Origin of the sequence: Nostoc parmelioides FACHB-3921 (assembly GCF_014696625.1) — a bacterium.
GTDB classification, from domain to species: domain Bacteria; phylum Cyanobacteriota; class Cyanobacteriia; order Cyanobacteriales; family Nostocaceae; genus Trichormus; species Trichormus parmelioides.
In genome coordinates, this window is sequence record NZ_JACJQL010000003.1 from 128083 (window position 1) to 151644 (window position 23562).

The window sequence follows — 23562 nt, forward strand, 5'->3', positions numbered from 1 at the left end:
ATTTAATTTTTTGAGTATTTTAACTGATTGACAAAACTTACTGTGCTTTTAATTCTCACGAACGCTACCGAAATACACTATTTTTTGAGAAATTACAAAATTTTTTGGTGTAAATGACATTCCTTATTTATGTTGTTTTGATTAAAAAATTCTTTAAAGGGACAAAATTTTAGAAATTACTGAGATGATCTCCTAAAGATATTTGTTCCCTATATAGATTTTTATTTTGGCTTGACTCGCTTAGGTTCGCTGAATCCAATTTTGCGGAGCCTTTTGATGTCTTTAACTGATGACCTATTGCAAGCTTTAAAGTTAACATTACCGGACAATAACGTAAACATCGTAGTTGTTTATCCTGGTTCTGGTGGTGATAGTCCAAGCTACGTGGATCTGACAATTTCCAACGGTAATTTCCTCAATGGACTGTATGACAGTTATTGCATTGATGTGAATCAAGGTATAAATCCAGGGCAAACTTACCAAGCTCAACTGTATTCTAGCTATAATGACCCTTTGCCAACAGGGATAATTGATAAACCTGAAAACCTAGATGAAGTTAACTGGTTAATTAACCAGAAATTCTTAGGTCAGCAAGCTCCAGATAGTCTCGGTGCTTATACCTCTGGTGATATGCAGGTAGCCATATGGACTCTGCTTGAGGACGCAATTCCTTCCAGTGCATTAAATACAGTAGGCGCATACGATCTAAGTCGAGTTAGTGAGCTGGTTGAAGCAGCGCGTCAAAATGGTGCAGGCTTTGTACCAGGCCTTAGCCAAGATGGCACACCTCAAGATATCGCAATTATTGTTGTTCCTGTTGACCAAACAGGAAGTAACATCGCACAAAGTACGATTAATATCCTCAAGACAGCCGCTTTGGGTGATTTTGTTTGGGAAGACCTAAATGCTAATGGCGTTCAGGATACCAATGAAGCGGGTGTAGAAGGTGTTACTGTTACCCTCACTGGTGGCGGCAAAGATGGTGTAATTGGTACAGCAGATGACACTACTGTCACCACAACCACCGATGCCAATGGTTCTTATCTATTTCCACTTCTTTTGCCTGGTGTAGAGTACAAAGTTACCTTTAGCAATCTACCAACAGGTTTTGTCTTTACACAGTCCAATCAAGGTAATGATACAACCGATTCTGATGCTGACCCACTCACCGGTCAGGCACAAATCATCGAGCTGAATCCAAATGAGTTCAATCGCACTATTGATGCCGGTATCTATAGAACAGCCGGTTTAGGAGACTTCGTATTCAACGATGTCAACAACAACGGTATTCAGGATACAGGAGAAGTTGGTGTTAGTGGAGTTGTAGTCGAACTCATAAAAAATGGGAGTGTCATCGCCACAACCACAACAAATAGCAGTGGTGGCTACCAATTCAGTGGCTTAATCCCAGGAGATTACCAAGTCAAATTCACAGCCCCCGCAGGTTATGTATTCTCCACAGCCAACCAAGGCAACAGTGACGCAGTAGATAGTGATGCCGACCCCAGCACAGGTGTAACCCAAACAGTCACCCTAACATCAGGAGAATTCAACGGCACATTGGATGCAGGCTTAGTAGCCCTAGCCAGCTTAGGGAATTTCGTCTTTGAAGACAAAAATGCCAACGGCATTCAAGATTCAGGGGAAACAGGTATTGGCAATGCCACAGTTAACCTCTTAGATGCAGCCGAGAATTTCATCGCCACAACCACTACCAACAGTAGCGGACTATACTCATTCACAAACCTGCAACCAGGAGACTACAAAGTCCAATTTGTACAACCCAGTGGCTTCAACGGTATCAGTCCCAAGAATATAGGTAGCAATGATGCCATTGATAGTGATGGATTAATCTCCGATATAGTCAACTTGTCACCAGGAGAAAATGACACCACAGTTGATGCTGGGTTCTACAAAACCGCTTCATTAGGAGACTTCGTATTCAACGATGCCAACAACAACGGTATTCAGGATACAGGAGAAGTTGGTGTTAGTGGAGTTGTAGTCGAACTCATAAAAAATGGGAGTGTCATCGCCACAACCACAACAAATAGCAGTGGTGGCTATCAATTCAGTGGCTTAATCCCAGGAGATTACCAAGTTAAATTCACAGCCCCCACAGGCTACATCTTCTCCACCGCCAACCAAGGCAGCAACGACGAATTAGACAGTGATGCCAACCCCAGCACAGGTGTAACCCAAACAGTCACCCTAACATCAGGAGAATTCAACGGCACATTGGATGCAGGCTTAGTAGCCCTAGCCAGCTTAGGGAATTTCGTCTTTGAAGACAAAAATGCCAACGGCATTCAAGATTCAGGGGAAACAGGTATTGGCAATGCCACAGTTAACCTCTTAGATGCAGCCGAGAATTTCATCGCCACAACCACTACCAACAGTAGCGGACTATACTCATTCACAAACCTGCAACCAGGAGACTACAAAGTCCAATTTGTACAACCCAATGGCTTCAACGGTATCAGTCCCAAGAATATAGGTAGCAATGATGCCATTGATAGTGATGGATTAATCTCCGATATAGTCAACTTGTCGCCAGGAGAAAATGACACCACAGTTGATGCTGGGTTCTACAAAACCGCTTCATTAGGAGACTTCGTATTCAACGATGCCAACAACAACGGTATTCAGGATACAGGAGAAGTTGGCGTAGCAGGCGTAACCGTTACCCTTACTGGTGGCGGCGCAGACGGCATTATCAATGGTGTTGGTGATACTACCGTTACCACCACTACTAATGCCAGTGGCAATTACAATTTTTCTGGACTCACACCAGGTCAACAATATCAAGTTGGATTCTCTGGTTTACCAGCAGGATTTCAGTTTACTCAAGCTAATGTGGGCGCTAATGATGCTGTAGATTCTGATGCTATTCCCAGCACTGGCAAAACTCAGATTGTTACCCTTGTCTCTGGTGAAAATAATCTCACGTTGGATGCAGGCATATATCAAAATGCTGGTGACTTATCAATCACGAAAACAGATGGTTTAACAAATGTCACTCCAGGACAGCAGATAACCTATACCATAGTGGCGCGAAATAATGGTCTGATTACTGCTACCAACGCCCTGGTGAGCGATATCATCCCTAGCAACTTAACCAACGTCACTTGGACAAGCGTAGCCAGTGGAGGTGCAACAGACAACCAAGCCAGTGGTACAGGGAACATCAATGATCACGTCACCCTGACAGGGGGTAGCAGCATTACCTACACAGTCACAGGGACGGTAGTTAGTAATGCAGCATCCACAGGTAGTTCCACCAGATTTGACTTTGATGGCAGTAGCCCGTTAGATGGAACAGATGGCAATACTCGGACATTCACAAAAGACGGAATTACCATAACAGCTAGAGCCTTTAGCCGTGTCGATGGCACAAATGGTGCTTGGAATGCGGCTTATCTGGGTAGCTATGGTGGTGGATTGGGTGTCACCGACAGTAGCGAAGGAAATGGCGGTAACAACACTCATGTGGTTGATAACGTTGGCGGAAGGGATAACTACGTCTTATTCCAGTTCTCCGAAGCAGTGGTGTTGGATCAGGCTTATCTGCAATATGTCATCAACGATAGTGATATCTCCGTCTGGATTGGCAACTTTAGCAGTCCCCTGACGACTTTAAGTGACTCAACTCTCAACAGTTTTGGGTTCCGTGAAGTTAACGAGACTACTAGCAGTAGCGATCGCTGGGCTGATGTGAATGCAGGCAAGTATGTGGGTAACACCATTGTCATTGCGGCTTTAGATACAGATACCAGTCCTGAAGATAATTTCAAGATTCGCCATCTGGATGTTCTCAAAGCCATTCCCGCTTCTTTGGTCAATACTGCTACGATTACTGCTCCCACTGGCTTCACTGATACTAACCCCAGCAATAACAGTGCTACTGATACCAACACTATCGTTGATCCATCTGGTGATTTATCAATCACGAAAACAGATGGTTTAACAAATGTCACTCCAGGACAGCAGATAACCTATACCATAGTGGCGCGAAATAATGGTCTGATTACTGCTACCAACGCCCTGGTGAGCGATATCATCCCCAGCAACTTAACCAACGTCACTTGGACAAGCGTAGCCAGTGGAGGTGCAACAGACAACCAAGTCAGTGGTACAGGGAACATCAATGATCACGTCACCCTGACAGGGGGTAGCAGCATTACCTACACAGTCACAGGGACGGTAGTTAGTAATGCAGCATCCACAGGTAGTTCCACCAGATTTGACTTTGATGGCAGTAGCCCGTTAGATGGAACAGATGGCAATACTCGGACATTCACAAAAGACGGAATTACCATAACAGCTAGAGCCTTTAGCCGTGTCGATGGCACAAATGGTGCTTGGAATGCGGCTTATCTGGGTAGCTATGGTGGTGGATTGGGTGTCACCGACAGTAGCGAAGGAAATGGCGGTAACAACACTCATGTGGTTGATAACGTTGGCGGAAGGGATAACTACGTCTTATTCCAGTTCTCCGAAGCAGTGGTGTTGGATCAGGCTTATCTGCAATATGTCATCAACGATAGTGATATCTCCGTCTGGATTGGCAACTTTAGCAGTCCCCTGACGACTTTAAGTGACTCAACTCTCAACAGTTTTGGGTTCCGTGAAGTTAACGAGACTACTAGCAGTAGCGATCGCTGGGCTGATGTGAATGCAGGCAAGTATGTGGGTAACACCATTGTCATTGCGGCTTTAGATACAGATATCAGTCCTGAAGATAATTTCAAGATTCGCCATCTGGATGTTCTCAAAGCCATTCCCGCTTCTTTGGTCAATACTGCTACGATTACTGCTCCCACTGGCTTCACTGATACTAACCCCAGCAATAACAGTGCTACTGATACCAACACTATCGTTGCTGCACCCGGTGTGCGTACCCCAGACTTCTGGGCAGATACTGAGTGGCAAAAGTTCTGGGATGGTGATCAAGGTAACGAGCCAAAACAAAAAACACTGGCTAGCGACCTTCTGTTCGCTCCTTATACCAACTCTGCCCAACCTGGAAAAGTTCTTGATCCGGTGACTGGACAGTATAGTGCAGGGTTACTCATCGGTGATTTCAACCGCAACGGTATAACTGATACAGGAGAAGACACCCTCTTCTATACTCTCAACCAAGCACGGCAGATTGTTAGTTCCTCGGCACATCCCAACACAGATAAGCGTTATGATCTCGGTCGCTCTTTAGTGGCTAGTTGGTTAAATTATGTCGCAGGGAACCCCATTGACACCGCTAATGCAACTGATAAGGATGCTCGATACTATATCAAAGAAGGTATCAATTGGTTGCAAGCTTTAACTCCAGATGAAAATGGTGATAAGAAAGGTGATGGAGCCATTCATCAAATGACTGGTAGCACTGTCAGTAGCCCAGGGTTTAATGATACTTGGTGGAATTCTGGTATTTCCAGCGCATCGAGTTTACCAAATGCCTATAAATCCAACACTAATGTTTCCTATGGGCTAGATGCTGGTACCACCATTAATAGTAACCTGGAGCATTACAACAACGGTTTGGGGCTTGCAGATCATGTTTTCTCTGGAGGAAACGCATAACAGCCTAGAAAACATCATTGTGATTAATTATTTTGATGACAGTGTTTTTGTTTTCTTCAGTCTGTAATCGTTCTTGCCACTAATTAACAGAATTTATCTGAGCGCATTTGATAAAAATGTAGCTTAGATCAATTCTCTATGAAGTTGCGCCAAATAAATGATGTAGAGACGTTGTATGCAACGTCTCTACAGTACTACGCCAGGCAAGCTACATCAAGAAAAGGTATTAGATCAATTCTTGACAACATTTTTAAATTCAGAAAGACTTTGATCTGCTAAGTTAATGAATATACGTATTTATATAAGCTTGATAATACTTTTCAAGTAGCACTTAATTTAAAATTAAATCTGTGTCGAAAAATGACTATTTCCACCTCATCAGCTCAAATTATAGAATCTAAATTATTAGAAGAATGGACAAAGACTAAAACAGATTATCATAGAAACTCCACAATCCATGAATTGTTTAGAATACAAGTATTAAAAACACCTGAATCTGTTGCAATTGAGTATAAAAACCAGAAAATCACCTATCAAGAACTTGAAGATCAATCAAATCAACTTGCCTATTACTTACGGCATATTGGAGTAACAAAAGAAACTTTAGTCGCTTTATATTTAGAACGCTCTCCCGATGTAATTATCGCTATTTTAGCTATTCTGAAAGCAGGTGGAGCTTATTTGCCATTAGATGTTTCCGCTCCTTTAGAACGATTGGAAACTATCATAAAGGATGCCGAAGCGTTCATTTTAATTACTCAAACATCTCAGTTAAATCGCCTGGAAAAAATTACAGATAATCTTCAAACTATCTGTATTGATGACCAAAGTAATTTAACAGATTTTTCTGATGATATTTCTCTGTGTAGTGAAGTCAATGCTCGCAATTTAGCCTATGTTATGTACACATCAGGCTCAACAGGTAAACCCAAGGGTGTTTGCGTAGAACATCGTGGTGTTGTACGACTAGTAAAAAATACGAACTATGCGAATTTTAGTTGCAACGAAGTTATTTTACAACTTGCGTCGATTGCCTTTGATGCAGCAACATTTGAGATTTGGGCTGCTTTATTAAACGGCGGAAAATTGGTATTGATGCCAATTAAAACACCTTCTTTGCAAGAAATTGGCATGGCAATTAAACAATACCATGTTACTACCTTATGGTTAACGTCCGGATTATTTAATTTAATGGTAGAGGAGCAAATAGAACATCTAAAATCCTTGCGACAACTTTTAGCAGGTGGTGATGTTTTATCAATGTATCATGTCAAAAAAATCATAGAAGAATTACCAAATTGTCAATTAATCAATGGCTATGGGCCCACAGAAAATACAACCTTTACCTGTTGCCATAAAATTACTGTTGATGACCTAACAAAAGATTCGATTCCTATTGGTCGTCCCATTGCCAATACCCAAGTATATATACTTGACGATGTTTTACAATTAGTTCCTATTGGGATTGCAGGTGAACTCTATATTGGAGGTGATGGGTTAGCACGGGGTTATTTAAATCAACCGGATTTAACCGCAGAAAAATTCATTCAAAATCCTTTTAGCGATGATCCAGACAGTCGTCTTTATAAAACAGGCGATCGCGCTCGTTGGCTAAATGATGGCACAATAGAGTTTTTGGGACGAATTGATTTTCAAGTAAAAATCAGAGGCTTCCGGGTAGAATTGGGTGAAATTGAGGCAATATTAGCACAGCACCCATCAGTGCGATCGGCGGTTGTACTCGCCCAGGAATATCACCCAGGAGACAAGCGATTAGTAGCATACTTTACTAAAAAAGATAATACTGACACGGTAGCCCCTGGTGAATTACGCCATTTTCTCCAACAGAAATTGCCCAATTATATGATTCCATCGGCTTTTATCCGCTTGGAGCAGTTACCCCTCAATGCTAATGGTAAGGTAGACAGAAAAGCCCTACCGACTGTAGAGAAAATCTGCATAGACACAGATAGCAATTTTGTTTCCCCCCGTACCCCAACGGAGGAAAGACTAGCTAGCATTTGGGCAGATGTTTTAGGGGTAAAAGTAGGAATCTATCAGCCATTCTTAGAAGTAGGTGGACACTCTCTTCATTCCACTCAGATTGTTTCCCGTGTGCGAGACTGCTTTGGAGTTGATTTGCCTGTTTCCGCAGTCCTAGAAGCATCCACAATAGCTGAGTTGAGTCGATGGATTGAATCGCCACGTCAGCAACAACAGCCTAAACAGAGTGTTTCACTATTACAACCCATTTCACACAAAAATAACCTACCTCTATCGGTATATCAAGAACGATTGTGGGTGTCAGAACAAAAATCTGGTTTCAAACCAATTTACAACTTACCAATGGCGTTCCAACTGAAAGGAATTCTGCACATTGCGAGTTTGGAACAGGCCATCAACACAATTATTCAACGACACGAGTCCCTGCGAACTACATTTCCCATTGTGGAAGGGCTACCTGTTCAAAATATTGCTGAAGAATTAATTATTACCATTCCCATTCAGCAGGTAGAAAACGATGGGAAAACGGAGATACAACAGTTAGTAGATGCAGAAGCCACACAACAATTTGACTTGACGCAAGAACCACCAATTCGCGCTCGATTACTGCGGTTAACAGAGAAAAATCATATACTGGTGATCACGATACATCACATTGTTGCTGATGGTTGGTCATTAGCAATCTTTAACCAGGAGTTATCAGCTCTCTATGCAGCTTATACTCAACAATCGCCTTGTCCTCTAGCCCCACCATCATTTCAGTACAGTGATTTTAGCCTTTGGCATCGGCAATGGTTTCAACAGCCGGAGATATATACACCTTTAGTAAACTACTGGAGTCATAAACTAGCCGATGCGCCTCCTTTACTGCAATTGCCAAGCGATCGCCCCCGCCCTCCATTACAATCTTTTCAAGGACGTATCCAATCATTTCACCTTAACTTAGAGCTAACGCAGCAACTAAAAAACCTCAGCCAACAATCTGGATCTACGCTGTTCATGACACTGTTAGCAAGTTTTGTCATCTTACTGCATTCCTACAGTAGTCAAAAGGACATGGTAATAGGTTCCGCAGTTGCAAACCGCAACCATACCGAAATGGAACCTGTCATCGGCTGCTTCTCTAACATTATGCCGCTTCGCATCAGCCTGGGAGGGAATCCGTCTTTTCTCAATTTACTCCAGCACGTACGCCAAACTACTCTAGAAGCCTATACCTATCAAGACTTTCCCGTAGAACAATTGCTACCTGCGATAAAATCAACCAGAGACTTAAGTTACTCTCCCTGGTATCAGGTGATATTTAATCTACTGAATGTACCCATGAGCAATCTAGAGTTAACTGGACTGAACATAGAGTCGCTACCAATTGAGAAAAATACTGCCCTATTTGATTTGTCTCTGTTAATGTGGGAAACAACCGCAGGCTTATCAGGAATCTTTGAATACAATACGGATCTGTTCGATGAACGCACAATTGAACAGTTAATCCAAAACTTTCTGACTTTGTTACGGGAACTTTTAGCCAATCCAAATCAGAGTATCTTATCACTACCGATGCTGATGAAGGATGAACAATATTGGCAGCAACATAAAAATCAACTAATTCACCATATCCTACCAAAGATAAACTCACAAGTACAAATCTCTAAAGCGACAGATTTTCTACCCCAAGATGAGCTAGAACAGCAACTAATTACAATTTGGGAAAAAGTTTTAGGTGTTTCATCTATAGGTGTTAATGACAATTTCTTTAATTTGGGAGGACATTCTTTATTAGCATTACGCCTATTTGCCCAAATTGAGAAAACTTTGGGCAAAAAACTGCCCCTAGCAACTCTTTTTCAAGTACCAACAATTAAAGAACTTGCTCAGGTAATTCGACACACAGAAAATTTAGAATCTTCATTTCCTCTAAATTTCTACCAATTTGATCCAGAAGATTATCGCAAACTTATGGCTATTAATGCTGGCCGTCAGGGAGAAAAACCTAGACCTGAGTCCTTAATTGTCAGTCTTAATCACCAAGGTAATAAACGGCCATTTTTCTTCTGTGCTAATGGTTTAGATGAAGTGTTACCACTCTCACAATACCTTGGGCAAGAACAACCAATTTACTTTATGGAATCAGGTTTATGTGTATTCCAACATAAAGCTACAAAAGAAAATATCCAAGCACTTGCGGCTTATCATCTGAATGACATACTCACCTTGCAACCAGAAGGAGATTATATTTTGGGGGGTTTTTCTTTTGGTTGTTTAGTGGTTTACGAAATTGCCAAACAACTTGAACATCTGGGTAAAAAGGTTGCTATCCTCACAATAGTAGATTTTCCTGGTTATGATCCTATTTTCCAGTACTATTTAGCTAACATATTTCCCATTTTTCCCAAGATAAGACGGTTTTTGCAACAGCCTTATAAAATTTTATCTACAACAAATAAAAACAACCCCTCTCCCAAAAATAAGAATTTGCAGCCTCGAATCATACCAGGCTACTCTGGCAAGATTCACCTTTTTTTAGCTAGCGATCGCTGTCTGTCTTACAAGTCATTACGTTTTCTTTTTCCTCTTTTTGGCTGGAATAAGCAAGTAGTAGAGAGGGTTTACCGAATGCCGGGTGATCACGTAAGTTTGATCAAAGAACCTAATGTGAAGGAGCTAGCAGATAGACTCACTCTTTTGTTTAAAGATATAAATCCTTAACTAGGACTTTAGTGGCAACTAAGGTGGCGATCGCAGCAGTAGTTAATGACATAAACTCAATAAAGGCGCAATTATACTGATTTTCCACGGTTTAACAATAATGCTTTCCCGCGCCTACTGGTTCAACTCATAAGCAAGTTATCATCATCAAGTAGTTTTAAACACTCTGTATGGCCGGAAAAATCTCTCTTGGCTTGATGGCATTATTGATTAGTGTTCAAGTTAGTATTACCCAGCAACTAGTTAAAGCCCAAACTCCAACTGCACCCACCACAAAATCTATTTGTCCTGCGGAACTGGGAACAGCCATAGATACAATAGTCAATCGTCCGCTATTCAATCGAGTGCGCTGGGGCATCTTAGTCAAACCTCTGTCATCTGTGCAGACTCTTTACAGCCGAGACGCTCAGAAATATTTTACTCCCGCCTCTAATGCAAAATTACTCACAACAGCTGCTGCATTACAACAACTAGGCGCAGATTTTCGCATTCGTACCTCAATTTATCAAAATGCCAACGGTAACTTCACTATTGTGGGTCGAGGTGACCCTAGCCTCAGCGATACTCAACTGCAAGCATTGGCACAACAACTAAAACAGAAGGGTATCACCCAAATTAGACAGTTAATTGCTGATGATACTTATGTTCAAGGGGATATTGTTAACTCGACTTGGCAATGGGAAGATGTGCAATCAGATTATGGTGCGCCAGTTAATAGCTTTATTCTCAATCAAAATGTTTTTGGCTTAAAACTGACACCCCAAACCGTTGGTAAAACCCCACAACTATCATGGAATGATGCCAATGAAGCCAGACAATGGTTAGTTATAAATAAATCTGTCACAGTGGTAGCAAACCAACCAAGCTATATTGACGTTACCCGTGATTTAACAGGAAAAGTCCTGCGAATTCAAGGACAAGTAGCAGCTAATTCCAGACCGTATTTAGTAGAGTTACCTGTAGTTGATCCTAATTATTATTTTTTGCGACGCTTACGTACTATCTTCACAACAGCAAAAATTAATTTGGGAACAACATTAGTTGCTAGTAGTGCTAATAATCAACAAGAAGTAGCTGCCGTACAGTCGCCATCTCTATCACAATTACTATTTGAAACTAATCAAAATAGTAATAATCTTTATGCCGAGGCATTGTTAAGAGCATTGGCTTTCAAACAACCTAGAGTGCAAAATAAAAGTACTGCTAATATTGGCTTAGATGTAATTAAAGCAACCTTAAATAAATTGGGAGTTGACCCAACAGGTTATGTTTTGCTAGATGCTTCTGGTTTATCACGCCGTAATCTAGTCACTCCTGAAGCTTTAGTACAAACCTTGCAAGGAATAGCCAAAACACCAGCCGCTAATGTATATCGTGCTTCCTTACCTATAGCTGGGAAAAGCGGTACTTTGAGCAACCGTCTTCGTAATACTCCGGCTGAAGGTATCGTACAAGCTAAAACTGGTACATTGAGCGGCGCAATCTCTTTATCTGGATACGTCAATAGCTCTCAATATGAGCCTTTAGCGTTTAGTATTATGGTGAATCAATCTGAGCAGCCTGCAAGTACTTTGCGCCAAGCAATTGATGAAATAGTTGTGTTACTGGCACAACTAAGGCGTTGTTAATTTGACCTTTTTTGAATTAGGACTTACGCATAAAAACGAAAGATCAAGAGTTTGGAGAAGGGTATAAGGATGTAGGGGTATAAATATTTGAAACACTTACACCCGTCCTCAACAGAAAACCTGTGTGCGTAAGTCCTATGAATTTGAGCGTAGTTTGCTAGGGTGCGTCAGTATAAGTAATTTCCGAGTATAGTTTAGATTTAGTCACACTGAGGCATTTTTATCACTATTCTTTCATTTAGATTTACATCTAATCAGTAAATATTTGTAATATTTAAGATTTTCTTTAGATTTTATAATTTAATATTCTTTTTAGATTGTTAATAGCACTTATATGTAGTACAGGGAGTGATTGCGATGAAGGTCTGCCCCGTAAACTCAAAAACACTACGTCAAATTTGGTCTTTGGTTGAACAAACCCAGTCCAGCACTCTTCTTCGACTCAGTGATACAGATTTGGTCAAGCAGTTGTTGAAACAGATCAATAGTCAACAAGCCCTCAGTATTGAAGAAATCAATTCCGTAAACAGTTACCTATCGTCTAGAACAAATTTAATCCGCGATTTGGCTACCGCAAGACTGGCATAGCCAAATTCAGGAATTGCTCCAATCGGTGGTGATAAATAAATAAGTGGCAAACCTAATTTAATCTAATGCGTGTCTAAATTGCATAACTACTAATAAGGGCTGTTAACTGTCAAAGTTGAACAGCCCTCACGATGGATTGTGCAACTTAGAAAGCAGAAAAGGTTATTTACTGAAAATAATGCACAAATAAATAGGTAAATATTTCGCTTATTTCATATTTCTTAGGCTTAAAAGCACTGTAAATTTGTCAAATTCTCAAACTTTTTACACAAAAGTCTATTTGTATAAAGGAAATGCCCACCAATAATGTATATTTAGGAGACTTTAAGATTTAAGTGAAATTTCGTGAAAAATTTAAAGATTTGATAAACCATCAGTAAAAACCCTCAAAAAACTGAGCTATAAAGCTACAATACGAGTTAGGTAATAAAAAGCAACAATTACAACATAAGATAAATTTATACCTACAGCGTTTTCGCGATAAATGATACGTAATATGTATTTTAAAATCAAATAATCAAAAATGATGTTTACAAACATATATTCTTATGATTTTTATCCTAAATAACTAGAAAATCTCAACTTTATTTTTAAATATAAAAGGTAGATATCTATTAAAAATATACAAAATATATATTGTTACTCAAGTTAAGTGTTTCAACTATATCGAAAATAAATTACATTACACATTAGAAAAAATTACTAGTAAACCATGCACATCCTCATCTACTCCTACAATTATTATCCAGAGCCAATCGGTATTGCACCTTTGATGACTGAACTGGCAGAGGGTTTGGTAGAGAGAGGGCATCAGGTGCGAGTGATTACAGGAATGCCTAATTATCCACAACGGGAAATTTACGATGGATACAAAGGCAAGTGGTATGTTACAGAACACAAGAATGGCGTAACTATCCAGCGTAGTTATTTACGAATTAAGTCTAAACCTAAATTAATAGATAGATTATTACTAGAGTTAAGTTTTATATTTACTAGCTTGCCACAAGCTTTTAATGGCGAAAGACCAGACTTAATTTTATTAACTGTACCGCCACTTCTAGTTTCACTGCCAGCAACTCTGCTTGGATTGTTTTATAAGTGTCCCGTCGTGTTAAATGTGCAGGATATTTTACCAGAAGCAGCTGTGCGCGTCGGATTGATGACTAATAAATTAATGATTCGTTTTTGCGAAATTATAGAAAAATTTGCTTATAAAAATGCCACAAAGATTAGCGTTATCGCCGACGGCTTTCGTGAGAATTTAATAAATAAAGGAGTAAGTGCTAAAAAAATTCTTTGTATTCCTAATTGGGTAAATGTTAATTTTGTCCGTCCCTTAGCTAAGAATAATTCTTGGAGAACAGTCCATCAATTAGATGGCAAATTTGTTGTGATGTACTCTGGTAACATCGCGCTAACTCAAGGTTTAGAGACAGTAATAGCCGCAGCTACTTATTTACGTCACATTCCAGATATTAGTTTCGTCATTATTGGGGAATCGACGGCTTTATCTAGATTACAGAAATATTGTCTATCTTGTGGAGCAGATAATGTTTTACTTTTACCCTTGCAACCAAGGGAACAGCTACCGCAAATGTTGGCAACGGCTGATGTTAACTTAATTGTGCAGAAAAGCAACGTGATTGCTTTTAATATGCCTTCTAAGATCCCACTTGCATTAGCTTCTGGTCGTCCAATTATTGGTTCAGTTCCTGCAACGGGTACAGCAGCCAAGGTGATTAAAGAAAGTGGTGGTGGTGTGATTGTGGAACCAGAATCACCGGAAGCGTTAGCAGCAGCAGTATTGGATATATATAATAATTCGACATTAGCGACAAAGTTAGGCAATCAAGGTAGACGATTCGCAGAAGAAAATTTCTCCTTTGAGCAAGCAATTGAGCAATATGAGGAGTTATTTTTTGAGTTATTGGGAAAGACGAGACCGAAAATTACTCGTTTAGCATCATCTCAGCCGAAAAAATCTGTTAAGATTTAACCTCCATAGCTGAGGTGAGGAAATGGTAAAAATTCAGCTAGCTCCAATTTTCCCTATTATTCATCGGATTCTGCAACCAGCTTTTCCTGGCTGTCTTTGGAGTGGCGATCGCCATCGTCGAGCGATCGCGTTGACTTTTGATGATGGCCCCCATCCCCAATACACCCCGCAAGTCTTAGCAGTCTTAGATCACTACAACATCACTGCTAGCTTTTTTTGGTTAGGTGCTTGTGTTAACCGTTCCCCAAGTATTGCTCAAGCAATATGCGATCGTGGTCATTGGATAGGCTTACACGGTTACGATCATCGCTCTTTCCCCATGCTATCGCCTATCGAACTCCAACAAAGTTTAGAGAAAACCCAAGCAGCCATCTATAATGCTTGTAACCTCTCACCAGAAAAAGTGCGCGACGTTAGACCTCCTAATGGGTTGTTCACACCCAAAACCTTAAATCTCTTACAGGAATGGAAATATCGTCCAGTGATGTGGAGTGTTGTCCCAGAAGACTGGGTAAGGCCTGGCGTTACACAAGTAATACAGCGAGTTATTAACCAAGTACAAAACGGTTCACTAATTGTTCTACACGATGGTGCTTGTGGTGGACAAGATGTAGCTGCAACCATTCAAATCCTGATTCCGCAACTCCTACAACAAGGCTACCAATTTATTACAGTTGACGCTCTATGGCAACAATCAATTCCTTTGGTGAATTCTTAATTAGACTTCCCATAAATAATTACAGATAAATAATTACCAATTACTAAGCATTATGCCAGTAATTGGTCGGAGGTGATAATTTAAATTTGACAGCTAGAAACTGACTTCAGGCGCTTTTGGCTGTTGAGAAAACCCAGCATCAGAATTATTAGCAAAAGTAGCCTCTTCAGTTCCTAACAGATGATGAATGTCGCTTAAAGAAGTTGGTTTATTCACAGATGTCTCTGTTGTTTCATCTTTATACTCTATTAGGTCTTCTACTTGACAATTCAAAGCTTTACAAAACCTAATAATTCTTTCAATGTGGTCTGTTCCAGTCCGTCCACTTTCCCAGTTTTGAATAGTGCTTTCAGTCACACCAACAAGACGGGACAGTTCCAACTGAGTTAGTCCTGCTTTTTCCCGCAACAAAGCGATTCTTGGTTTTGGCTTTTGTTTCACAGCTACAGCACTTTAATCTTACCTATAGTGCTAGATCCTAGCACCAAAGAAAACCCGCGCTATCAAATTACAAAAAAAAATTTAGTCTTGTCTCTTCTTGACTGAATAAGATTTCGTTAACATATCTTAAGCTAAATTTTAATTTAACTATGAATCTTAGCTGATATTCAAAAGTTGTAGAAGAAAAATTTCATTAATTATTACCTATTCTTATATAAACATCCGCATCCGATTTGATTATTGTTGGTGTAGCCTGCGCTAGTGGAGAAAAATCTCAGTATCTGTAGGGTAGCGTTGCCCAAAACCACTGACTCTAAGCAGAGGAAGCCTTTTGGCAGTTCCTCATAGCATAAAACCACAAAATTAAACTGCCTTACCAACCCAGTGATTTGTTTACCTATATTTAAAAAACCAATTATAAATCCTGTAGCAATAACTATCAAAAATTACAGAATTTTTGTTTAAATTAGTTTCGATATAAAGATTTTAAAATCATGGTAGTACTATTTTCGGTCTAGATTTGTGATAAATCAACTATGTATAGTCGCTTGTAATTGACTTTCTAAATTGATGCGTAACCACAAGTCAGCAAACGACCATACACATAATGGACAAGCAGCGATAGTAAAATCTTCTGGTTTATTAGTAACGATCGCATTTAATTGGTAATGGTTGACGCAGGCCAATTCTACAGCAGATTCAAAATCTCTGAGAGGCGAAAAACGCGCTTTTTGCAGCAAATTCTGATCAAGAGGACAAATTTGAATTTGCTCTTGTAACCAATCAACTATGATCTCAGGAATCTGGCTATTGTTTAAACAGTAAGTATAAGCAGAAACTTTTTGCAACCCAACATCCGTTAAGTATAATCGAATAGATGGATGTAAATTGTCTAATAACGTTCTGACATCTTTAGCAAGTTCAGTGCGATTCATAACGGCATCTAATATTAAATCGCTATCAAATAAAATTTTGAACATTTTTCACCTCACATAAAAAATCAGTAATTAAATGCCAAAATTCAGTGGAATAGATGATTTGGCGTTACGGTTGCTTAGGTTTTATCCATAAACTAGTTTTGCTGTCAGTCAGGAACACAAAAGCCTACTAGTTTTAGCAAGGTATAAGCTTCAAGTCCTTGTTATGTAAGACTTACGCACACAGGTTGTCTGTTGAGACCGGGTGTAAGGGTTTCAAACATTTATACCCCTACACCCCTACACCCTTCTCCAAACCCTTGGTCTTTCGTTTTCATGCGTAAGTCCTTGTTATGTAAAGATTCTGGACTACAGATTTAAAAGTAATGAGTGCTGCTAACGGTAGCAGAGGTTGTGATGAATCATGAATAAAAATTTTATAATTTTGTAATTTTGACTCTTCCTTGAGGGACAAGACACAAACGTGTAGCATCTAGCCGAGATGTTGAATTTGGAATTGATGAGTCTCCAGTTCCTCTTTCATTCTTGACTGTGACATTTTTTATCAGGACTGCTTTGTTCCAGATTAGTTGGTGTCGTTACTTAGCTGGTAAATGATGTAAGCAAGAACATTGACTAGATACAACCCGCAATAACCCAATTTCGGTAATGATTACAAATTAAACAACAAGAAACACTAAAAATATCGCAAAAGACAGATGTAGCACGAGTTTGTAGTATCCTGCACGGAAATATCAACTAGTGTTTTATGTATAAAATTTTAAGTATTTACACGCACTTTTTTCGCCTCTTATTCATTCATGTTACGGTATGTAGCGACGGCGGAAGGCGATATGCGGTTGAGGTAACGGAAAATCCAGTATTTGAAGATAGTATCTAAAATTACAGGAAAAGTTGCAATAAATAGGAAGATGAAATCTCTGTTGGCTGGTAGTCCCCAGTGGCGGGATAAACCTTCTAAAATTACTTCCCAGCCATGAGGAGAGTGAAATCCGACGAATACATCAGTAAATAAAATAATGATAAATGCTTTGGCACTGTCACTGAGACCATAGACAACATTATCAAAAAATTCTTTGAGTACCATAATCGAAGGCTTGCTCACCAGCAGTAACCAGATAAATGCACCAACAGAAAAGATGTCAGCAAACACATTTTTAATTGCGTTAGAGCTTTCATCTCGAAACTCTGCTGCAATTTCTGCTGCTTTTTCTTTTATTTGAGTTTCTATGGCTTCAGCAGAGAGAGGGGGTGCATTACTAATCAGGTTCTCAAATTTGATTCTTTCTTCAAATCTATGCAGGGTTGATAATGCTTCTTCCTCCATTTCAGAATTCAGAAATATCTGCTCTGTATCAGCATTTTTGAAATGGTTGAAAATGGGACTAACAATGAGAGCTTTTGATAATTGATGAGTTAAAAGAGGTACTATAATTAGTAGTAAAATAAATCTAATTGATATGATACTTCTTTTTTGAGCTTGCCGGAAATTGTTAATAACATCCTGTTCGGCATTAGGGTCTAATTCAATTTGTAAACGGCCAATGGTACTCAAAATAGAGCGGGGCAAAATGCCTGTTGTATCTGCTTTACCTCTCGGCTTTTTATTCTGTCCTGTCCTTTGTTTGATTAATTGTGGTGGTGATGTTGGGGTGTAAATACGTTCGACTAAGTTATTCTTATTAATATCATTAGTTCTTGAAGAATCTGTGAGTAATGGATTTTCAGGTGTTTGTAAACTAGTTGTTCTCATCTGTGAGTCTGAGACTACTGATGGAGCAGCTATTTCGTAATCAGCGATGATATATTTGGAGATGACTTCATCAATGAATTTTAATTTTTCTAAGGTTACTGTAGAACTTGGATACTCTATCCCTGCTTTGCGAGCAGCTTTTTGATGAGATTCATTAGAAAACCAACGACTAAAACGAAATTCAGTCAGCCGCATTCTAGCTGTCTTTAATTCTTGGGCTAAATCAGACTCAAAATAATCCATCACACTATTACTGTAGATGGTTGAGTTAAAGTCTATTTTGTTACCATGAAAGTGTTCATCTTCAATGGCTTTAATATTTAATGCAGCTTTATAAGCTTCTTCTAAAGAACGTTCTGGAGTTCTTAAATACCAGCGATAAGCAGACAGGAGAATAGAATAAATTTTTTCGCTAAAAATAGAATTCCTCATTGTAGGCATTTATTTGTAAATTAATGATTAAGTAATATTTATTTAGTTTAAATTAACCCAAAAAGTATCTTAACAAATCTGTTCAGGAGATAATTTGTGCTTTCTCATTCTATTTGGATTGTTGGTAGTAGCCGTAGTGGCAAGACTACTCGTTTGGTAAGACAATTTTGTGATTGGGTACAACATGACAACCAAGTTCATGAATTATTTTATACTAAAAAATCAAAATTAAAAGCAAGCACATCTTTATCTTTATCTTGGGGTATTCAACAAGCTAAACCGGGAGTGTTAGTTTTATCGGCGAATGATGATAATCGTCGAGATTTAGGTGACAAAATTGTTACTAATACTCAAGGTAAATACCCAATTCGGGTAAAAACACCACTAGGATTTTTCCAGGATGACATTATCTTATTTTGGCCTTTGCTGATTGAATTGTTGAATCTAAAAGCACAATTTCCCGTAAGATTGCGCCCAGAAACTGAGCAAGAACTGGCAACAAAACTCTGGCGATCGCACTTAGATGAAGAAATATTACGACGTGCAGGAGTGAATGAATATCGTTTTGTCAGACGTATTTTGGACTTGATGCAGCTAGCGGCTTACAGTGGTATACCTTGTGAAAACATTGCTCAGGTTTTGCAAACAGGCTTAGAGGATAATAACGTTAATTCAGAGCCAGAATTTTTGGCATCTTTATTATTAGATTGGCGCAATTGGTGTTTAGAACGAGGATTACTGACTTATGGCATTATTACTGAACTCTACAGCCAGCACTTGTTAAACCATGAGCATTACCAGCAACACCTAGCTAAAAGATATCAGGCGGTGCTAGCCGATGATGTAGATGAATATCCGGGTGTAGTGAGGAAATTATTTGAGTTGTTGTTAGATCAAGGGGCGATCGCCGCTTTTAGTTACAATCCTGATGGTGGAGTGCGCTTAGGACTGGGAGCTGATCCCGAATATATGGCAGGATTGGCTAGACGCTGCCAAATCGAAACCTTGATAGGATTGGCAACAACATCATTGGCAGCGAGATTAGCAACGCCAATGATCGAATCCCTCAGCGAACCAATGATGTTATCGTCGGGTTTACCACCGATGGTGCAATCAATCCAAACCACATCCCGCGCCCAACTATTACGACAAACATCCGAAGTAATTGTTAACGCCATTAAGTCAGGGGAAGTACAACCAGAACAGTTGGCAATTATCGCCCCTGGTTTAGATGCGATCGCTCGTTATACACTGACAGAAATCCTCACCAAACAAAATATCCCCGTTGAATCCCTCAACGACCAACGCCCCCTCATTAGTTCACCACCCATCAGAGCCTTGCTCACCATGCTGGCGCTAGTTTATCCAGGTTTGGGGCGCTTAGTAGACCGGGATGCAGTAGCTGAGATGCTAGTGGTCTTAAGTAGAAAACCAGAACCCCCCGAAACCCTAACAACACCCCCTAATCCCCAGTCCCCAATCCCCAGTTCCCAGTCCCCACTCCCCACCAAAATTGACCCAGTACGAGCAGGATTAATCGCTGACTATTGCTTTGTCCCCCATCCCGACCATCCCAACTTACTACCAGTAACAAGCTTTGAACGGTGGGATCGGATTGGTTACGCAGCCACCACAGCCTATAGTGAAATATTACAGTGGTTAGAGGAGCAGCGATCGCAACAAGAACTGCGCTTAATTCCCAGCCCTATATCCCTATTAGATAGAGCAATTCAACGCTTTTTATGGAATGGCAGTAACCTACCCTATGATCAGTTAGCCGCACTACGAGAACTATTAGAGACAGCCCAGCATTATTGGGAAATCGATACTAGGTTACGGCAAAGCAAAGGAGTAGGAGAGACAGGGAAAGAATTGATTACTCAGGACTCCCCAGTCAATACACCCATCGTAGAATTTATTCAACTGCTAAGACGGGGTACAATTACCGCCAATCCTTACCCCTTACGTCCCATTGGCTCAGTGAAAAAAGCTGTCACCATCGCCACTATTTTCCAATATCGTTCTAGTCGAAGATTTCACCAATGGCATTTTTGGCTTGATGCAGGTTCTCCCCTGTGGGCAAAAGGTGGTGCAGCTACTTTGTTCGGTGCGCCATTGTTTTTACAAGACAGGTTAGGACAACCTTGGACAGCAGAAGATGAAAAATTAGCAGAACAAACCCGACTAGAAAGAATTTTGACTGATTTGCTATCTCGTGTATCACAGAAAATTTATCTCTGTCATAGTGATTTAGCCGTCAATGGACAAGAGCAACTAGGCCCTCTGTTACCCTTAGTTCATGCTTCAGTATCGATGGAGTTAGAAACTGCGGAAAGTTGATCTCCCAGAAAAATGACTGGGGATGGCAGAAGGCTTAAAATATTAAGTAAATTAAAGATGTATGTAAAAACACAGACTCAAAATCAATGGCACTATTTGGATTTGGCAAAAAATTAGCGCTGCCCACCCCTGAAAAAGCCTTACCTGGAAGAGCGCAAACCATGCCTGTACCAGCTAATCACTATGTCAATAAGAACCCACTAAAACCCCCTTTTCCTGAAGGTTTCGAGAAAGCAATATTTGGTTTGGGTTGTTTTTGGGGTGCGGAGCGTAAATTTTGGCAGCAGCCGGGAGTTTACACCACAGCCGTTGGTTATGCGGCTGGTTTTACACCAAACCCCACCTATGACGAAGTATGTACAGGCTTGACAGGTCACAACGAAGTTGTATTAGTAGTATTTGACCCCAATTTAATTAGTTACACTCAGCTGCTTAAAGTCTTTTGGGAAAGCCACAACCCTACTCAAGGAATGCGCCAAGGTAATGACGTGGGGACTCAGTATCGTTCAGGTATTTACGTCTATTCAGAGGCGCAAAAACAGCTAGCAGAAGCTTCACGCGACGCTTATCAGCAAGCTCTCAGCAGCGCAGGATATGAAAAGATTACGACAGAAATCCTAGATGCACCAGAGTTCTACTACGCGGAAGCTTATCATCAGCAATACCTAGCGAAAAACCCCAATGGTTATTGTGGTCTTGGTGGGACAAATGTTGCTTGTCCCGTAGGTGTGTTTGAATCTTCCGCCAATGGGTAAGAAAGGTCATCAACTCAAAATACCCTATGGGCGCGCTTAGGGAACAACAAAAAATAAATTATCCAAAATTCATGGTTTAGTAGGGTGCGTCAGTGTTAGAGAACCTAACTATAATGAGAAATTATTCAGACTGACGCACCATACATTTGAGATATATTTTATCTGAAATTCCCTGATCAACATACCAGCGATCGCCTAACATCGCTAATGGGCTTGGAAAAATCAAGGGTGTAGGGGTGTAAATGTTTAAAACCCTTACACCCCTACACCCAGTCTCAACAGATAACTTGAGTGCGTAAGTTCTAATACATAGCACCGTAAATTTTCTACTGCAATAATTTATTTGCTAAATTTCCCGATTGATCCAGTGATTAACTGTTAATTAAACCGTGGGTGAAAGAGATCAGCACGTCAATTGATCATGATAATTTTAGGTTTTTGATTTTTGATGAAAAGACTTTTAGGCCTTACGCATGAAAATGAAAGACCAATGGTTTGGAGAAGGGTATAGAGATGTAGGGGTATAAATGTTTGAAACCCTGACCCCCCTACACCCTTACACCCTTACACCCGGTCTAAACAGAAAATCTGGGTGCGTAAGTCCTAACTTTATTGAATCTAAAATCAACAATCTAAACTCCAAAATTCATTGACTAGGGATATCTGTATACAGTAGGAACCAATATTTAGTTGGATAATTGACTGAGTTTGGTACTAATTTTATCCAGTTATCATGGCGGTTTAGAGCAAGTTATGAAACGGTGGTTATTGGAGCAAGGGCGGGTGAAGTTAAAAAGAGTATTAACTATAGGTGTGCTTACCGCACTGAGCGCAATTACCAGCGTTTCCTGTAGTAATAATAAAGAAGTGTTGGTAACAGAAATAGGAGTAAATCCTCCTAGCCGTCGGACAACCAATAATTCTCAAGCTGGGCAATTTTACGTTCAAGGGCAAAGACAGCACGCTCAAGGTGATTCACAAGGGGCGATCGCTTCCTATGATAGAGCAATTGGCTTAGATCCTGACTATGGCGCTGCCTATAGGGGACGAGGATTAGCTTACTTTGATTTAGGAGACAAACAAAAAGCGATCGCCGACTACAACGAAGCCATTCGCCTTTCCCCCAACGATGCCGAAGCCTTTAACAGCCGGGGAAACGCCCGCGCCTCTCTAGGTGATAACGCCGGAGCGATTACCGACTACAACGAAGCCATTCGCCTTTCCCCCAACTACGCCGAAGCCTACAATAACCGAGGCAATGCTCGTTCTGTCCAGGGAGACAAACAAGGAGCGCTGGAAGACTTTAACCAAGCAATTCGCCTCAACCCCAAATATGCGATCGCCTACAACAACCGAGGTAATGCCCGTGCATCCCAGGGGGACAGCCAAGGAGCCATATCCGACTACAATCAAGCCATTCGCCTCAATTCTAACTTTGGCCCTGCCTATAATAATCGAGGCAATGCCCGTGCAGCCCAAGGTGACAGACAAGGAGCGCTGGAAGACTTACAAAAAGCAGCAGATATCTTCCAGCGCCAAAACAATAACGACTTATACCAGCAAGCGATGAACAATATCAAAGAGTTGGGACAGTAGAAATACTAATTCAAAATTCAAAATTCAAAATTCAAAATTCAAAATAAAAATTATTCAAAACGTAGGGTGCGTCAGTATGAATAATTT

General features: G+C 40.3%; 12 protein-coding genes. 9 read left to right on the forward strand and 3 right to left on the reverse strand.

The annotated features are described in order from the left end of the window. Window positions 1–276 precede the first annotated feature (276 nt). From H6G14_RS03930 to H6G14_RS03955, 6 genes are all read left to right on the forward strand, one after another. Window positions 277–5580 carry an SdrD B-like domain-containing protein gene (locus H6G14_RS03930; protein ID WP_190565833.1) on the forward strand — a complete coding sequence of 1768 codons (5304 nt, stop codon included), beginning with the start codon at window positions 277–279 and terminating at the stop codon, window positions 5578–5580. A gap of 360 nt (window positions 5581–5940) precedes the next feature. Next, entirely contained in the window at window positions 5941–10290 is a 4350-nt protein-coding gene (locus H6G14_RS03935) for a non-ribosomal peptide synthetase (RefSeq protein ID WP_190565834.1), read from the forward strand. A 170-nt stretch (window positions 10291–10460) separates the two neighbouring features. After that, complete coding sequence (gene dacB / locus H6G14_RS03940) at window positions 10461–11918, forward strand: D-alanyl-D-alanine carboxypeptidase/D-alanyl-D-alanine endopeptidase (RefSeq protein ID WP_190565835.1); 1458 nt, start codon at window positions 10461–10463, stop codon at window positions 11916–11918. Between the two features lie 357 nt (window positions 11919–12275). Continuing rightward, on the forward strand, window positions 12276–12506 hold the full coding sequence (locus tag H6G14_RS03945) for a hypothetical protein (protein WP_190565836.1): 231 nt from the start codon (window positions 12276–12278) through the stop codon (window positions 12504–12506). Between the two features lie 712 nt (window positions 12507–13218). Beyond that, on the forward strand, window positions 13219–14502 hold the full coding sequence (locus H6G14_RS03950; RefSeq protein ID WP_190565837.1) for a glycosyltransferase family 4 protein: 1284 nt from the start codon (window positions 13219–13221) through the stop codon (window positions 14500–14502). 31 nt (window positions 14503–14533) lie between these two features. Continuing rightward, window positions 14534–15220: a polysaccharide deacetylase family protein gene (locus tag H6G14_RS03955; RefSeq protein WP_190565921.1), complete on the forward strand. Its 687-nt coding sequence runs from the start codon at window positions 14534–14536 to the stop codon at window positions 15218–15220. Between the two features lie 93 nt (window positions 15221–15313). Here the strand turns inward: H6G14_RS03955 and H6G14_RS03960 are convergent, their stop codons facing one another. From H6G14_RS03960 to H6G14_RS03970, 3 genes are all read right to left on the reverse strand, one after another. Beyond that, the gene (locus H6G14_RS03960; RefSeq protein WP_190565838.1) at window positions 15314–15661 is read right to left on the reverse strand and encodes a helix-turn-helix domain-containing protein; all 348 of its coding nucleotides are present in this window, start codon (window positions 15659–15661) and stop codon (window positions 15314–15316) included. Window positions 15662–16191: 530 nt separating this feature from the next. After that, the gene (locus H6G14_RS03965) at window positions 16192–16641 is read right to left on the reverse strand and encodes a hypothetical protein (protein ID WP_190565839.1); all 450 of its coding nucleotides are present in this window, start codon (window positions 16639–16641) and stop codon (window positions 16192–16194) included. 748 nt (window positions 16642–17389) lie between these two features. Continuing rightward, window positions 17390–18793, reverse strand: coding sequence for a proton extrusion protein PcxA (locus tag H6G14_RS03970; protein ID WP_190565840.1), 1404 nt, complete (start codon window positions 18791–18793; stop codon window positions 17390–17392). Window positions 18794–18880: 87 nt separating this feature from the next. On the opposite strand from H6G14_RS03970, the gene H6G14_RS03975 reads away from it, so the two are divergent. The 3 genes from H6G14_RS03975 (at window position 18881) to H6G14_RS03990 (ending at window position 23475) form a co-directional block, all read left to right on the forward strand. Next, on the forward strand, window positions 18881–21124 hold the full coding sequence (locus H6G14_RS03975; protein ID WP_190565841.1) for a recombinase family protein: 2244 nt from the start codon (window positions 18881–18883) through the stop codon (window positions 21122–21124). A gap of 86 nt (window positions 21125–21210) precedes the next feature. Next, window positions 21211–21879 (forward strand): peptide-methionine (S)-S-oxide reductase MsrA, encoded by a 669-nt coding sequence (msrA, locus tag H6G14_RS03980; RefSeq protein ID WP_190565842.1) that lies wholly within the window; start codon window positions 21211–21213, stop codon window positions 21877–21879. Between the two features lie 753 nt (window positions 21880–22632). Beyond that, entirely contained in the window at window positions 22633–23475 is an 843-nt protein-coding gene (locus tag H6G14_RS03990) for a tetratricopeptide repeat protein (RefSeq protein WP_190565844.1), read from the forward strand. Window positions 23476–23562: the final 87 nt, after the last annotated feature.

Bases quoted from the DNA above. Each gene is read 5' to 3' on its own strand.
- H6G14_RS03930 (WP_190565833.1), top strand. From the start codon at position 277: ATGTCTTTAACTGATGACCTATTGCAAGCTTTAAAGTTAACATTACCG.
- H6G14_RS03935 (WP_190565834.1), top strand. From the start codon at position 5,941: ATGACTATTTCCACCTCATCAGCTCAAATTATAGAATCTAAATTATTA.
- dacB (WP_190565835.1), top strand. From the start codon at position 10,461: ATGGCCGGAAAAATCTCTCTTGGCTTGATGGCATTATTGATTAGTGTT.
- H6G14_RS03945 (WP_190565836.1), top strand. From the start codon at position 12,276: ATGAAGGTCTGCCCCGTAAACTCAAAAACACTACGTCAAATTTGGTCT.
- H6G14_RS03950 (WP_190565837.1), top strand. From the start codon at position 13,219: ATGCACATCCTCATCTACTCCTACAATTATTATCCAGAGCCAATCGGT.
- H6G14_RS03965 (WP_190565839.1), bottom strand. From the start codon at position 16,641: ATGTTCAAAATTTTATTTGATAGCGATTTAATATTAGATGCCGTTATG.
- H6G14_RS03970 (WP_190565840.1), bottom strand. From the start codon at position 18,793: ATGCCTACAATGAGGAATTCTATTTTTAGCGAAAAAATTTATTCTATT.
- msrA (WP_190565842.1), top strand. From the start codon at position 21,211: ATGGCACTATTTGGATTTGGCAAAAAATTAGCGCTGCCCACCCCTGAA.
- H6G14_RS03990 (WP_190565844.1), top strand. From the start codon at position 22,633: ATGAAACGGTGGTTATTGGAGCAAGGGCGGGTGAAGTTAAAAAGAGTA.